Origin of the sequence: Brevibacillus gelatini, assembly GCF_003710935.1 — a bacterium.
GTDB lineage: Bacteria > Bacillota > Bacilli > Brevibacillales > Brevibacillaceae > Brevibacillus > Brevibacillus gelatini.
In genome coordinates, this window is sequence record NZ_RHHS01000027.1 from 95,050 (window position 1) to 109,730 (window position 14,681).

Annotated in this window: 12 protein-coding genes and 1 pseudogene; 10 read left to right on the forward strand and 3 right to left on the reverse strand. The window is 53.6% G+C overall.

The features are described from left to right. Positions 1 to 94 precede the first annotated feature (94 nt). The 9 genes and pseudogenes from EDM57_RS11115 (at position 95) to htpG (ending at position 11,245) form a co-directional block, all read left to right on the forward strand. Positions 95 to 697 carry an MptD family putative ECF transporter S component gene (locus tag EDM57_RS11115; protein WP_122904834.1) on the forward strand — a complete coding sequence of 201 codons (603 nt, stop codon included), beginning with the start codon at positions 95 to 97 and terminating at the stop codon, positions 695 to 697. Next, a complete protein-coding gene (locus EDM57_RS11120; RefSeq protein WP_122904835.1) occupies positions 694 to 1,374 on the forward strand; it encodes an energy-coupling factor transporter transmembrane component T in 681 nt (226 codons plus the stop codon). The genes EDM57_RS11115 and EDM57_RS11120 overlap by 4 nt, the downstream gene beginning before the upstream one ends. Next, on the forward strand, positions 1,371 to 2,843 hold the full coding sequence (locus tag EDM57_RS11125) for an ABC transporter ATP-binding protein (protein ID WP_122904836.1): 1,473 nt from the start codon (positions 1,371 to 1,373) through the stop codon (positions 2,841 to 2,843). Before EDM57_RS11120 ends, EDM57_RS11125 begins: the two co-directional genes overlap by 4 nt. Next, on the forward strand, positions 2,833 to 4,644 hold the full coding sequence (locus EDM57_RS11130; RefSeq protein ID WP_122904837.1) for an ABC transporter ATP-binding protein: 1,812 nt from the start codon (positions 2,833 to 2,835) through the stop codon (positions 4,642 to 4,644). Before EDM57_RS11125 ends, EDM57_RS11130 begins: the two co-directional genes overlap by 11 nt. After that, positions 4,644 to 6,410, forward strand: a complete 1,767-nt coding sequence (locus EDM57_RS11135; RefSeq protein WP_122904838.1) for an ABC transporter ATP-binding protein — start codon at positions 4,644 to 4,646, stop codon at positions 6,408 to 6,410. The genes EDM57_RS11130 and EDM57_RS11135 overlap by 1 nt, the downstream gene beginning before the upstream one ends. 584 nt (positions 6,411 to 6,994) lie before the next feature. Next, positions 6,995 to 7,846, forward strand: coding sequence for an alpha/beta fold macrolide esterase (gene mle / locus EDM57_RS11140; RefSeq protein WP_122904839.1), 852 nt, complete (start codon positions 6,995 to 6,997; stop codon positions 7,844 to 7,846). Positions 7,847 to 8,086: 240 nt separating this feature from the next. After that, positions 8,087 to 8,839 carry an alpha/beta hydrolase gene (locus tag EDM57_RS11145; RefSeq protein ID WP_122904840.1) on the forward strand — a complete coding sequence of 251 codons (753 nt, stop codon included), beginning with the start codon at positions 8,087 to 8,089 and terminating at the stop codon, positions 8,837 to 8,839. A gap of 206 nt (positions 8,840 to 9,045) precedes the next feature. Continuing rightward, a pseudogene (locus tag EDM57_RS11150) lies at positions 9,046 to 9,216 on the forward strand (MerR family transcriptional regulator); the annotation flags it as partial. A gap of 148 nt (positions 9,217 to 9,364) precedes the next feature. Then, positions 9,365 to 11,245, forward strand: coding sequence for a molecular chaperone HtpG (gene htpG / locus EDM57_RS11155; RefSeq protein WP_122904841.1), 1,881 nt, complete (start codon positions 9,365 to 9,367; stop codon positions 11,243 to 11,245). Positions 11,246 to 11,326: 81 nt separating this feature from the next. Here htpG and EDM57_RS11160 read toward each other — a convergent pair whose 3' ends face one another. Next, positions 11,327 to 11,956, reverse strand: a complete 630-nt coding sequence (locus tag EDM57_RS11160) for a DUF5701 family protein (RefSeq protein ID WP_122904842.1) — start codon at positions 11,954 to 11,956, stop codon at positions 11,327 to 11,329. Between the two features lie 188 nt (positions 11,957 to 12,144). On the opposite strand from EDM57_RS11160, the gene EDM57_RS11165 reads away from it, so the two are divergent. Further along, positions 12,145 to 12,849, forward strand: coding sequence for a MerR family DNA-binding transcriptional regulator (locus EDM57_RS11165; protein WP_122904843.1), 705 nt, complete (start codon positions 12,145 to 12,147; stop codon positions 12,847 to 12,849). 42 nt (positions 12,850 to 12,891) lie between these two features. Here EDM57_RS11165 and EDM57_RS11170 read toward each other — a convergent pair whose 3' ends face one another. Then, the gene (locus EDM57_RS11170; RefSeq protein WP_122904844.1) at positions 12,892 to 13,722 is read right to left on the reverse strand and encodes a putative bifunctional diguanylate cyclase/phosphodiesterase; all 831 of its coding nucleotides are present in this window, start codon (positions 13,720 to 13,722) and stop codon (positions 12,892 to 12,894) included. Positions 13,723 to 13,867: 145 nt separating this feature from the next. Further along, complete coding sequence (locus EDM57_RS11175; RefSeq protein WP_122904985.1) at positions 13,868 to 14,584, reverse strand: response regulator transcription factor; 717 nt, start codon at positions 14,582 to 14,584, stop codon at positions 13,868 to 13,870. Between the last annotated feature and the right edge of the window lie 97 nt (positions 14,585 to 14,681).

A 14,681-nucleotide genomic window follows, 5' to 3' on the forward strand; every position in this document is an offset into this window, starting at 1 on the left:
ATAAAAATAAAATGAAAGCATGTCACTGCGAATGAAAATTAATCTCATTTGCAGTTCTCAACATGTTTCCCATTGGACATAAGGAGGAACGATCATGGAAGCTCAACTCTCACCCCTGCAAAACAGATGGACGTTGCGGGACTTCATCACACTTGCCATCTTCAATGTGGTCATGCTCATCATCATTACGTTTTGCCCGATGTTTACCTTCGCCTCTTACCTGATTGTCGGCGGGATTACCGCTCTGCTCAACGGCCCGCTCTATGTGGTCATGGCGAACAAAATCAACAAACGGGGCGTACTGTTCTTATCCTCTATCATTACGGGCCTGTATTTTGTTGCTTACGGATACGCGTATTTCCTGCTGGTGCTCGGCGTTATGGGCATCATTTGCGAGCTGGTTTTGTGGGGGCAGGAAGGCTATAAAAGCACTTTGCGCAGTGCCATCGCCTATGCGCTGTTCTATGTCGGCTACTCGATGTGCGGGATGGTTCCGCTCATGTTCTTCCGCGACGAGTACATTGCGATTCTGTCCAAAAGCTACTCCAAAGTGGCTCTGGATGAAATGCTGTACTACTACGGGACTCCGAGCATGGCGATCACGATGTGCCTGATCTCGGCAGCGGGCGGACTTGTCGGTGTCATGATCGGAAACATGCTGTTCAAAAAGCATGTGAAAAAGGCCAAGCTGGCATGAGACAGCCAGGTCCAAAGACACACCTGCTGGTGCTCCTTCTGGCGAGCATCCTGACCATACTCATCAAGGACGACCTGCAGGTACATATGATGCTTGCTTTAAGTGTAGTGTACTTGGTCTTAAATCGGCTGTCCAGAAAAGTGCTTCCCTTTCTTCTCGTCTATGTGCTGTCTCTGGCTGTTTCCTTTGCCATGCCAGAGACGCTCGGGACGATGAAGCTTGTCTTTTATTCGTTTGCCAGAATGATGCCGCTGGTCATGATCGGGGCGACGCTGATGTACTCGCCCCCAGGCAGCATCATGTGCGTTCTGGAGCGGATGTCAGTCCCGCGGCCGATTACCGTGATGATTTGCATTCTGATCCGCTTTTTCCCGGTGGTGCTCCTGGAGATGAAGGCGATTCGCGACGGCATTCGGGCGAGGGGGATTTTTCCGCACTGGTACAGCGCGCTGCTTCATCCGGCCATGGCTTACGAATGCTTTTTCATGCCGCTGGTCGTGCGCTGTCTGAAGCTCTCCGCAGAACTCGCTTCGTCGGCTGAACTGCGCGGGATCGAGAGCGACTGCGCGCGGACGTCGATCCATGCGTTTCATTTCCGGACAGCGGACGCAGTGGCGCTGGTCATCTACATCGTAGCGGCGGCAGCAATTTACGGAGCGGGAGGGATGATAGCATGATCGAGCTGAAAGATGTCACCTTCCATTATGAGAGTGAAGACGGCACGCTTGGCAGCGACACGGGGGTCAACCAGATCAACCTGTCGGTAAAAGCCGGACAGTGTGTCGTGCTGTGCGGGCGTTCGGGCAGCGGCAAAAGCACGATGATGCGGCTTGTCAACGGTCTTGCCCCCGGCTTTTACGCAGGCAAGCTCAGCGGCACGGTCAGAGTCGGCGGGAAAAGTCCCTCGGAGCTTTTGCCGCAGGAGAGAACGCGGCTGATGGGCGTCGTGTTTCAAGACCCCCGAAGCCAGTTCTTTATGGAAAACGTCCGCGACGAGCTGGCTTTTTCTGCGGAAAACATCGGGATGGACCCGCAAGAAATCAGGGAGCGGATCGACAAAGTAGCGAAGCAGCTTGGTGTGTACCATCTGCTCGATCGTTCGCTGCACAGGCTGTCCAGCGGCCAGAAGCAGCGCGTAGCGATTGCGGCTGCATCGGTCCTGAACCCGCCGCTTTTGTTGCTAGACGAGCCTACGGCCAATCTGGACCAGTCCTCAACGCGAAATCTGATCGAGATTATGCACAGGCTCAAGCAAAACGGCACGACACTGCTCATTTGCGAGCATCGGTTGACGCCGTTTTTGCCTGTTGCAGATCGGTATGTGTGCATGGAAAACGGCAAAATCGCGCAGACGTGGACGAGAGATGAATTCGCCCAATTGCCGCTGGAAGCGGTGCGGCCATACGGACTGCGGCACCCGGACATGGCTCGTGCAAGCACCGCGGAGGAGCAGGCAAGTAAGACTCAACCGTGCGAAATCGCACTGGAAGCGCGAGGGCTTTCGTATTTTTACCGCAGAAAAGGCGACGGAGTCTCGGAGATCGACATTACGCTGCCAAAAGGAACGGTTACAGCGCTAACAGGTGAAAACGGGGCCGGAAAGTCGACTCTCAGCAAAATTTTATGCGGGCTGCTGCGCGAACAAAAGGGCACGGTCCACTACGGCTCCACACGCTATTCCGCGAGCAAAAGGCGCGCTGTGAGCTACCTGGTCATGCAGGACGCCGATTATCAGCTCTACGCCGACAGCGTGGGCAACGAGATTGTGCTGGGCAGACGGGTGGACGAAAAGCTGCGCCAGCGCGCCTATGCGGCGATGGAGGCGTTTGGCATCGAGCATTTGCGCGACAGGCATCCGGCGTCCTTGTCGGGGGGAGAAAAACAGCGGGTCACGATGGCGGCCGCCTACTGCTCGGATGCAGAGTGGATCATTCTCGACGAACCGACGAGCGGGCTGGATGGGGATGGTGTGCTCAAGGTGGCAGTATGGGTGAGAAAGCTCGCCCAGGCAGGCAAAACGGTCGTCATCATTACACACGACCAGATTTTGTCCGCGCTGGCCAGCGATCAGATTGTGGAATTGAAAGCGGTACACGATGTGGAGACGATTTTCACAGAACAAGGAGTGAGAACGGTTGAAACCTAAGGCAAAAACAGGAATGGCGCGATTGCTGGAGCTGGCTGGCGAAAAAAAGACGCTGATGGTCTTTTCGGCAGTTTTGTCTACCGTAAGCGTTTTTTTGCTGCTTGTCCCGTACTTGTCGATTTACTATGTTCTGGCTGAGCTTTTGCGGCACGCCGCCGATATTTCGGCCGTTGATGCGGGCTATGTCATTGAGTGGGCGGTTTGGGGCGTGGCAGGGCTTCTGCTCGGCTATTTGTTTATGTACGTCGGCGGGATGTGCTCGCACATTGCCGCCTTTCGCATTTTGTACGGCATCCGCGTGCGGCTTGCGGACCACATCGGTTCACTGCCACTCGGCTATTTCAGCAAAAATGCCACAGGCAGGATCAAAAAAGTCGTGGAGCTGGACGTGGAGCGAATCGAGCTGTTCATCGCCCACCAGCTGCCTGACCTGATTAATACGGCGGTGATGCTTGTTGTCATTGTGGTCGCGATGTTTTCGCTTGATATGTGGCTCGCTCTGGCCTGCATCATCCCGATGGTGCTCGGCTTCTTTGCCCAATACTCGATGATGGCCGGCAAAAAAGCGAAGGCCGGACTCAAGGAGTATTTTGACGCGCTGGAGGCAATCAGTTCGTCCTCGGTTCAATATGTGCGCGGGATGCCTGCCATTAAAATTTTCGGTCAGACGGTGCATTCGTTCCGCAAGTTTTACCAGGACATCCTGCACTACCGCGATTTTAGCCTGCGCTACACGGACAACTTCGAGCGGGGCTACGTGTCTTTCAAGGTGGTTATGGTCTCGCTGGCGACGTTTTTCTTTCCGGTCGGCCTGTTTTTCATCAGCCAGGACCCGGATCACGTCGCTTTTGCCGCAACGCTGATGCTGTTTCTCGTACTCGCCCCAGGTATCGCTACGCCGATTTTCAAGTTGAACAATTTCGCCTCGGCAATGACGACGATTGCGGAGGGGGTCAATCGTATTGACGAGATGCTGCAAGAAAAGGCGATCCCCGAGCCGGAGCAAGGGGCGAAGCCAACGGGCTATGACATCATGTTTCGTGACGTTTCCTTTTCCTACGAGGGCGAGGGCGGCAAGGAGGTGCTCCAGGGAATCAGCTTTGTGGCGCCGCAAGGCAAAATTACGGCGCTCGTCGGCCCGTCAGGCTCGGGCAAATCGACCATTGCGCAACTGATTCCCCGCTTTTGGGATGTGCAAAAAGGGGCGATTACCATTGGCGGTGTAGACATCCGCAAGATGAAGACGACGGAGCTGATGGACGCGATGTCCTTCGTCTTTCAGGACAGCTTTTTGTTTACGGATACGCTCTACAACAATATTTTATCCGGGCGTCCGAGCGCGACGAGAGAGGAAGTGTACGCTGCGGCAAGGGCGGCGCAATGTCACGGATTCATTGAGCGCTTGCCCAATGGCTACGACACGCTGATCGGCGAAGGCGGCGTGCACCTGTCGGGCGGGGAGCAGCAGCGAGTGTCGATTGCTCGCGCGATTTTGAAAAACGCGCCGATATTGATTCTCGACGAGGCGACGGCGTACGCCGACCCGGAAAACGAATACGAGATGCAGCTCGCCTTGGGAGAGTTGGTTCGCGGCAAGACCGTGCTGATGATCGCCCATCGGCTGACGACGATTTGCGACGCCGATCAGATCATCGTACTGAAAGACGGCAAAATCAAGGACAGGGGTACGCATCGCGAACTGCTCGCGCGCGGCGGACTGTACAAAAACATGTGGGCCGCCTATACGAATTCGGCCGACTGGACGATTGATCTCAGGCAGGAAAAGGAGGTGCACGGCTGATGCGCAAGCTGCTGTATGACATTACAGCCGGCAACCCCAGGAAAATGGGGAAGCCGATCTTCTGGGCTGTACTTGCGAATCTCGCCAACATGCTGCCGTTTGCTTGCCTGGCCTGGGCGGTAAGCCTGATATACGCCTACTATGCCAAAGAGCAGGCCACCCTCGATACGCAAAGCTTATGGCTGGCGTGGGGCGGCATGGCTGTATTTCTGCTCGTCGTGTTCTACTGTGAGCGCAAAGCGTATCGCGCAATCTATCGCGGAGCGTACGAAGCGTCTGCCGAGGGCCGGACGAATCTGGCCGAGCACTTGCGCAAGCTGCCGCTTGGTTTTCTCATGCGCAAGGACGCAGGCGAACTGGGCCACGCGATCATGAACGATTTTACCCAGATTGAAAATGCTGGTACGTCGATTTTGCCGCAGTTAGTGAGCGGTGTGCTGATTCCGTTTCTTGCGTTTTTCGGCCTGTTGTTCTGGGACTGGCGCATGGCTGTGGCGATGCTGGCCGGATTTCCGGTCACGATCCTCATTTTGTGGGGCGTCTCCCGACTGGAGCGCAGGCTTGGCACGAGTCATTCCCGGGCCAAAGTCGCCCTCGCAAACTGTCTGCAGGAATATTTGTACGGCATGAAGGTCATCAAGGCGTACAATTTGCGCATCGACAACTTTCAAAGGCTGAAACAGTCGTTTTACCGCTACATGCAGGAGAGCATCAGGCTGGAGGGCGTGCTCGGCCCGTTTTTTCTCGTCGCCATGGCATTTATGCAAATGGGCGTCTCGCTGTTGACGATAGTTGGCGTTTATCTTGTACTCGGCGGCGAGTTGACCGTTCCGCTGTTTGCGATGTTTGTGCTGGTCGGGGCGCGTATTTTCGATCCGCTGTCTGTGGCAATCATGCGCCTGCCCGCGTTCAAGTACGATGCGATGGCGGGGGAGCGCATCGTCAATCTGCTGGCCCAGCCGAGCATGCAAGGCGAACAGGAAGCGCCGGAGGAACACGACATCCGCTTCGAGGAGGTCAGCTTTGGCTATCACGATGATTCGCTCGTACTGGACGGCGTGTCTGTCGAGATGAAAAAAGGCACGCTGACCGCGATCGTCGGGCCGTCCGGCAGCGGAAAAAGCACGTTGCTGCGGCTGATCGCACGTTTTTACGATCCGGTCGGAGGACGGGTGCTGTTCGGTGGAAAAGATGAACGCGAGATCGACCCGGAAAAGCTCATGCAAAAAATTTCGATGGTATTCCAGGATGTGTACTTGTTCCAGGATACGATTCGCAACAATATTCGCTACGGGCGGGAGGATGCGACACAGGAAGAGATTGAGGCCGCAGCCAAAGAAGCGCGTTGCCACGACTTCATCATGAAGCTGCCGAACGGCTACGACACGATGGTCGGCGAGGGCGGCTCCACTTTGTCCGGCGGCGAAAAGCAGCGCATTTCCATCGCGAGGGCGATTTTGAAAAACGCTCCGGTGCTGCTCCTGGACGAAGCGACTTCCTCGCTCGACCCGGAAAATGAAGCCGACATGCAGCAAGCGATCGGGCGGCTGGTCAGAGGCCGGACGGTCATCATGATCGCCCATCGGCTGAAAACCGTTGTGACCGCAGACAACATCATCGTGCTGGAAAAAGGCAAGGTTGTGGAGCAGGGCAGGCACCAGGAGCTGTTGGAAAAAGGCGGGCTGTACGCCCGGCTGTGGGAGCTACAGCGCAGGACGAGCGGGTGGAAAATTACGGCCCAGCCGCTATCTGAGTGCCATGAGTGAAAACGGGCGCGCGTGCTGGATGATTATCCATTCATTTACAGTTGATAGCGGCTCGTGGTAGGATGGACGAAATTGAGAGGAACGGAGGATTACGTGTGGCAAACTAATTTTTCGGTTTCATTTTTAGCACAATGATTGGAAATAGCACGAAAAAGGCTAGGTCGTGTGCGGACGGTAATCGAAGAATGGTTTGCCTGCAAGGTAACCGGTTTGCAGGACAGGTGGGGAGTTTGTCAAGCGACGCCCCCGCTTGCCCTGAAAAAACAAAAGAAGAGAAGGAAGCGAACGGAACGGTTCTTATCACGATTCCGCGCGTTGCAAAAGCGGCTCTGCTTTTATAAGCGGCGTGCTTTTCACGCAGCAAGTTTGCAGTGTTTGGCGCGGTTCATTCTCTTTGCTTTTTCGATTACACCAGCACAGGCAGCCAGCCTGTGTTTTTTTATCCGTACAAGAGCAACGAAGGTTGCACCCATAGCTTGACGCAGGTGCGGAAACACGCGAGCAGCCTAAGACTGCCCGTCGCGCAAACGGCCTGGCAAAAGTCCGGCTGTTGATGAAAAGACAGCATGAAGGAGGAGAAACAAATGAAAGAACGCATGGTGAATCGAAATGGCGTGGAGTTTTGCACGGAAAGCTTCGGCAATCCGGCCGATCCGGCTGTTTTATTGATTATGGGGGCGCAGGCGTCGCTCGTCTGGTGGGAAGAACCATTTTGCCAGCGACTGGCGGACGCGGGCCGCTTCGTCATTCGCTACGACAATCGAGATGTCGGCCGCTCTACCATTTTTGAGCTGGGCAATCCGGGCTATACGTTTGAGGACATGGCAGACGACGCCATTCACATACTCGATGCCTACGACATCGAGCGGGCGCACATCGTCGGCATATCGATGGGCGGGATCATCACGCAGATCATCGCTTTGCGGCATCCGGAAAGAGTGCGGACGATCAGCTTGCTGGCAACGTCCAATTTCGCCCCGGATTTGCCGCCGATGGAAGAAAAGATCGTGCAATTTTTCACCAGTGCAGGAGACATCGATTGGGAAGATGAGCAGGCTGTGATCGACTTTTCCGTCGCGAAGTGGAAAGTGCTCGCAGGCTCCCGGTACCCGGTTGACGAGCAGCGGATGCGTGAGCTGGCGACAGCGGAAGTAAAACGCAGCCGCAAGATGGCAAACATCAACAATCACGCGCTGATTCCCGGCAGCGAACCGTACCTGGCGCGGACGGCAGAAATCGCGGTCCCTGCCCTGGTCATTCACGGCACAGAAGACCCGATCATTCCGTATCCGCACGGTGTCGCGCTGGCGCGGACGATTCCCGGCGCCGCGCTGGTGACGCTGGAAGGAACCGGACATGAGCTTCCGCAAGGCGACTGGGATGTGATTATCGGCGCAATCGTGCAGCATACGCAGGAGGGCGGCGGCGCAGTGTAGCGGGCGGCTTCGAGGCGAAAACGTTATCCGAAAACGTTAACAGTGACGACCTGCTTTGCGTAAAGGCAGCTGCCGAGTGCCCATGAACGTGTTCGTTTCTCTTTCGTGACGAGAATTCCCGGAAAAGACACAGAAGGAAAAGCTTCATCGGCAAATCTGGATTTTGTGCATGGCTCCTCGTGCAAACTCTCCTTATAATTTTTGAGAGACTTCATCAAACCCGAGGAAAAGAGGCCAAGCATGAGATTCATTACAGAATTTGTGGCGGGCTTTGAACTGTCCATCCATTTGCCAAGCAGTTATCAAGAAGAAAACAAACGCTATCCCGTCATCTACTTGCAGGACGCAGGCAACGTCGCCATGGATGCGTTCAATTACCTCCAGCATTTGTTCAACAGCAAGCAGCTTCCCGAGCTGATTCTCGTCGGGGTCAAGCCGCACGACCGCAATCACGATTACACGCCGTGGCCTGCAGGGGCGCTTGTGACGGGCAGTTCGTCATTTGGCGGCGGAGCGGGCCGCTATGTGCAACTACTTGCAGACGAGATCAAACCGTACATCGACCGCCACTATTTGACCATGCCGGAGCGGGAAAACACCGCGATTGCCGGCTGCTCGCTCGGCGGACTGGTCAGTGCCTACGCGTACTTCAACCGCCCGGAGACGTTTGGCAAAAGCGCCTGGATTTCCGCTTCGTTCTGGTACGAAGGCTTCATCGCCTACATGCAGGAGACGCCTTTGCCTGCTGAGAAGCACCGCCTCTACATGTACGTGGGAGAGCTGGAAGGCATCTACAAACAGACGATTCAGTCGGGGATGGTCGCGCAAACAAAAGAAGCGCACCGCATCCTGCTCGCCAAAGGCTTTCCACAGGAACAGCTGAAATTCGAGACAGACCCGCTCGGGACGCACGATTCCTTTTTCTTCGCGGCTCGCTTCATGAATGCGCTGAAATGGCTGTTTGCAGACGGCACGGACGCATTCCCGCGCTAAAACCGCAGCAGGGCGCGGCACAACCCGACCTTGGCGTCATTGGCAAAAAAGGTATAAAAGTAGAAAAGCAGGACACACTGAGTTTCATACACTGTTAACCATCTTTTTCAACCCTCGCCCATGCCAGCGAGGGATTTTTTTTGCAAAAACGCTGGACTCTCCGCTTGGGGGAGTCTTTACACTAAAGGGGAAAGGAGGGCTGACACGTGCTGTACACGCTCAAGGAAGTATCGGAGCTTTCCGGGGTGACGATCAAAACGTTGCACCATTACCACAAGATCGGCTTGCTTGCGCCGTGCGAGATCAGCGAAGCGGGTTATCGGCTGTACGGCACAAAAGAGCTGGAGCGCCTGCAACAAATCTTGTTTTATCGAAAAAAAGCTTCCAACATTCGGTTGAATCTGGAAAAACAAGGACGTTATATTGACAGAAAAATCTAGGACTGCTATAAAAAATAGTGGATAGCACTCACCTTGCTAGAGTGCTAACAAGTGGACCGTGCAAAACAAGAAGGGAGAATGTTCGATGGAAAAAAAGCAGTTCCAGGCAGAATCCACGCGACTGTTGGAAATGATGATCCATTCCATTTACACGCAAAAAGAAATTTTTCTGCGTGAGCTGATTTCCAATGCGAGCGACGCGATTGATAAAATCTACTACAAATCGCTGACCGATCCTCAGCTCGTTTTCGATAAAGACAATTACTTCATTAAAATTACCATCGACAAAGATGCCCGCGAGCTGACGATTACCGATACAGGGATCGGTATGACCGCCGAAGAGCTGGAAACCAATCTGGGCGTGATCGCGAAAAGCGGCTCGCTCGCCTTCAAAAAAGAAATCGAAGCGCAGGATGGCTACAACATCATCGGGCAATTCGGGGTGGGCTTCTACTCTGCTTTCATGGTCGCCGATGTCGTGACCGTTATCAGCAAGGCGCTCGGGGCAGAGCAAGGCTACAAATGGCAGTCCAGCGGCGCAGACGGCTATACCATCGAGCCGTATGACAAAGAGACGGTCGGTACCACGATCATTCTCAAAATCAAGGAAAACACCGAAGAAGAGCGCTACGATGAGTTTCTGGAAGAGTATCGCTTAAGAGCGATCATCAAAAAATACTCGGACTTCATCCGCTACCCGATCAAAATGGACGTCACTACCCACAAGCCAAAAGAGGGCAGCGACAAAGAATTTGAGGAAGTGCGCGAAGAACAGGTCATCAACAGCATGGTACCGATCTGGCGCAAAAACAAAAGCGAGCTGACAGATGAAGATTACGAGCAATTTTACGCAAGCAAGCACTACGGCTTTGACAAGCCGCTTTCGCACATCCACGTCAGCGCGGACGGAGCCGTCGTCTATCAGGCGATTTTGTACATCCCGGAGAGCATTCCGTTTGACTACTACACCAAAGAGTACGAAAAAGGGCTGGAGCTGTATGCCAATGGTGTCCTCATCATGAACAAATGCGCAGACTTGCTGCCAGACTATTTCAGCTTCGTCAAAGGGATGGTCGATTCGGAGAGCCTGTCCCTCAACATTTCCCGCGAGATGCTGCAGCACGACCGCCAGTTGAAGCTGATCGCCAAAAACATCGCCAGCAAAATCAAGGGCCAACTGCAAAGCATGCAAAAGAACGAGCGGGAGAAGTACGAGAAGTTTTATCAGGCGTTTGGCCGCCAGCTCAAATACGGCGTGTACAGCGACTTCGGCACGCATAAGGAGACGCTGCAAGACCTGTTGATGTTCTACTCCTCGAAGGAGAAAAAGCTGGTGACGCTTGCCGAGTACGTGGAGAGAATGCCGGAAGACCAAAAATACATTTACTACGCAACCGGAGAATCCAACGAGCGCATCGAAAAGCTGCCGCAGACCGAGCTTGTTGCCGACAAAGGCTACGAAATTTTGTACTTCACGGAAGACATCGACGAGTTTGCGATCAAAATGATGCGCACATACAAAGAAAAAGAGTTCCGTTCCGTCTCCAGTGCGGATTTGGGCATCGAAGCGGACGATTCGGACAAGTCGGCAGACGCAGAAAACGCGGAGAACCAGGAGCTGTTCGCGTACATGAAGAGCCTGCTCGAAGGAAAAGTCACCAGCGTAAAAGCGTCCAAGCGGCTGAAATCGCATCCGGTTTGCCTGTCCAGCGAGGGCGATGTCACCATTGAGATGGAAAAAGTGCTGAACGCCATGCCGAACAGCCAGGGCGTCAAAGCGAAAAAGGTGCTGGAAATCAACGTCAACCACAACGTGTTCCAGTCGCTCAAGACAGCTTTTGCCGAGGACAAGGAAAAAGTAAACCTGTACACCGCCCTGCTCTACAATCAGGCATTGCTGATCGAAGGCTTGCCGATTGAAGACCCGGTCGAGTTTACAAACGACATTTGCAAAATTATGGTGTAACCGCGCAAGCGAGCAACAGACCATGCGCGGGAAGCACGCACGAAAAGGGATGCACAAGCAGCATCCCTTTTCACTTGCGGCCTAGTCGATCCCGACACGTCCCTGGCAGGAGGCAGAGCCGAGCCACGTATGCGGGTTTCCGGCCCAGCACCAGCCGAGCTTCGGCTTGCCCTGGCTGATCCACAGGGCGGTTACGCGGCGATCGCCACAGCGGGAGCCGAGCAGCGAAAAGCCGTTGTTTTTTCGCAGCAGGTCGGGGAAATGGGTAATCAGGGCAATCCCTTCCTCCACGGTCAGCGGCGAGCGGCCTTGCTCCAGCAGCCGGGGCAGGGCGTCGTTCGGCGTGACGTTGAGCGTCTGTCGCCCTGTATCAATGTCGAACAGCAGATAGACCATTCCGGCAGGCAGCTCGATGCCGGCAATCGGCTGGAAGCGGCGCAAATCTTCGTCATCCATGACGCTAAAGCCCGCCTTTTGTTGCCGTTCAACGAGCTGAATGGCGCGGCCGCAGTCGACCCATTCGCTTTTCACGACGAGAACAAACGGGGCGTAGCCTTCTGTCGCTTCCCGCCCGCCCGTTGCAAGAGCGGCAGCCTTTTCCTTTAGCGGCTCCACGTACTTCCGGAAGTCTGTCTCTGTCAGATTGAGCATGTCAGGATAGCCTTTTGCCACGAGGGTAGCAACTTGACGATCGAACTCCGTTTCAAACATGCAGCGAATCTCCTCCTTCAACTTTGAGCAAAAGGGTAGTTGCTCTATCCTTTTTAAGCTTACAACATTGGTGCCAATTCCAAGGTTAGAATGAATTTGCTTCTGAAAAACATGCAGTCTCTCGCAAAAACTTTATAAGTATGCTTTAATCTTGGGAAAAGGAAATAGCAGAGGGGAGTCACTGACAGATGCGGCCGATTGACATAGCCAGAAAGCTGAAACTGAGCACAAGCGCCCTGCGAAACTACGAAGCGCAAGGACTCGTTCCTCCGGCGGAGCGGTCTGAAAGCGGCTATCGTCTGTACACGGACGTGCATGCGGCCTATTTTGCCTGTATTAAGGCAATGTCGCCGGGGTTCGGGATGGAAGTGACCGCCGAAGTGCTGCGGCACGTACAGGATGGACAGCTCGATGCGGCGTTTTGGCGGGTGAATGAGGTGCAAGCACAATTGCAGCAGGACAAAAAGCTGGCAGAGCGCAATGTGCAAATGCTCGAAGAGGCAGCAGGGAAACAAGCGGAACATGGCGTGGCCGGGAAGTGGCTGACGATCAAGGATGCCGCCAGCGTGACAGGACTTCCCAGCTCTACGATTCGCCATTGGGAAAAAACCGGGCTGATTACGACCGTGCGCGATCCGAAAAACGGCTATCGGCTGTTCAACCGTTCGCACATTCACAAAATCATGCTGCTGCGAACGTTGCGTGCGCAGGTGTACTCGCTCTCCGTCGTAGAGCTGAAAAACGCCATTGCCGAGATGAAGGAAGAAGATGTGCAGGAGGCGCGAAAAATTGCCATGGACACCTTGCGTTATTTGCATGAGGTCAATTGCTGGCAAATGAGCGGCGTCCATGCGCTGTACGACCTGTGTCGTGTGCTGAAGCTGGTCGAATAAGGGGGATGATTCCTGGGCAGACGAAGTCGGGCAACCGGGATGCTAAAATATGTTTTCCTGCTTCCATTTTAACTTGCGAAAAAACAGCGGCAGCTCCTGTTCATGCAGTGGCTTGCTCAGCAAATAGCCTTGGACAAAATCGCACTTCCATTTTTGCAAGGTATGGAGTTGCTCGTACGTTTCGATGCCTTCTGCGACGACCGTGAACCCCAGCTTTCGCGCCAGAGAAATGATCCATTCGACGAGCACGGTCCCTTCGAAATGATTGTTGATGTGTGACACAAACGAGCGGTCGATTTTGATCGTGGAGAGGGGGAGTGTCGTGATGTATTCAAGCGTGGAGTATTCCGTCCCGAAATCATCCAGAACAATTTTGATGCCGTGATGGGCAAATTTTTTCAGGGAGTCGATCCGTCTGTCCTTGAGCGAGATGCGGTCCCGTTCCGTCAGCTCCAGTTCCAGCGATTGAGGAGAGAGCGCGGTTTTACGCAATATGCGGCACACGCGATCGAAAAAAAGGGAGTCTTGCAATTGCAGGCCCGACAGATTGACAGACATGACGGAATTGGGCATGTACTTTTCCTGAATGTGCTTGTTCTGTTCACAAGCAGTCTGGATGACCCAGTCTCCGATGGAATAAATCAGGCCTGTTTCCTCGGCGAGCGGGATAAATTCTCCGGGGGAAATCGGTCCGTAGATCGGATGATGCCATCTGAGCAATGCCTCGAAGCCGCGCACGTTTCCGGAGACGGTCTCAAATAGGGGCTGGTAGTGCAAGGTAAGCTGCTGCAGTCGCAACGCCTCCTGCAAATCATTGGCCAGTCTCAGCTTGTGCTCCATGTCCTCGTCTGTTGCGAGCGATGTATACTCCATTTTTTACCCTCCATATACAGTCCATGCCTTCTGGGATTGATTATGCACCTGAAATATTAGATAAGTTTCTGGCTAGGTATTAGGAGAGTGTGAAATAATCTCAAAAAAACAGCACCATCCCATGCGAGATGATGCTGTTTGTCTGCTAGTTTCCGGAAATGAATTTATACCCGACACCCCAGACGGTTCGAATGTATTTCGGCTCTTTCGGATTGTCCTCGATTTTTTTGCGCAGGTTGGCGATATGGACGTCAATCGCCCGGTCTGTGACAAAGGAATCGAACCCGCGAAGCTCATAGAGCAGTTCCTCTCGACTGAACACCTTGCCTTCGTTTGTAATGAACAGGCGCATGATCTCAAATTCGGAAAACGTCGTCTCGACGTGAAACTGGTTGACGTAGATCGCCCTGCGCTCCAGGTCAATCAGAAAGGTGTTTTCCGAGCAAGGGATTGTCGTATCAGTCTGCTCTGTATTTTCTATCGAGGTGGGCTGCTGGTATTGGTGAGTTCGGCGAATCATGGCTCCAATTTTTGCTGAAATTTCTCTGAGTGAAAAGGGCTTGCAAATGTAATCGTCCGCTCCTGCTTGCAAGGCTTCTACACGATCTGATACGTCTGTTTTCATCGAGACGATCAGGATAGGCGCAAACGAAAAACTGCGCAGTTCGCTGCACAACCGGGTACCGTTCATATCCGGCAAAATCATGTCCACAAGGAAGACATCCGGAGAAAAAGACTTCGCCAGTTCCAGACCTTTTTGTCCATGATCTGCTATTTTCACAGAATAGCCTTCCTCGGTTAAATACATGGCCAGCATTTCGCCCATAATCTGATCGTCTTCGATTATTAATAGTTTGTACATCAGATTCTTCACTCTTTCTGCGAGAAAGTTGTACATAAAGATGGGAAAGAGCTAGTATATGATTCATATTTTCCTAATACTTTTCTCATATTTTAGC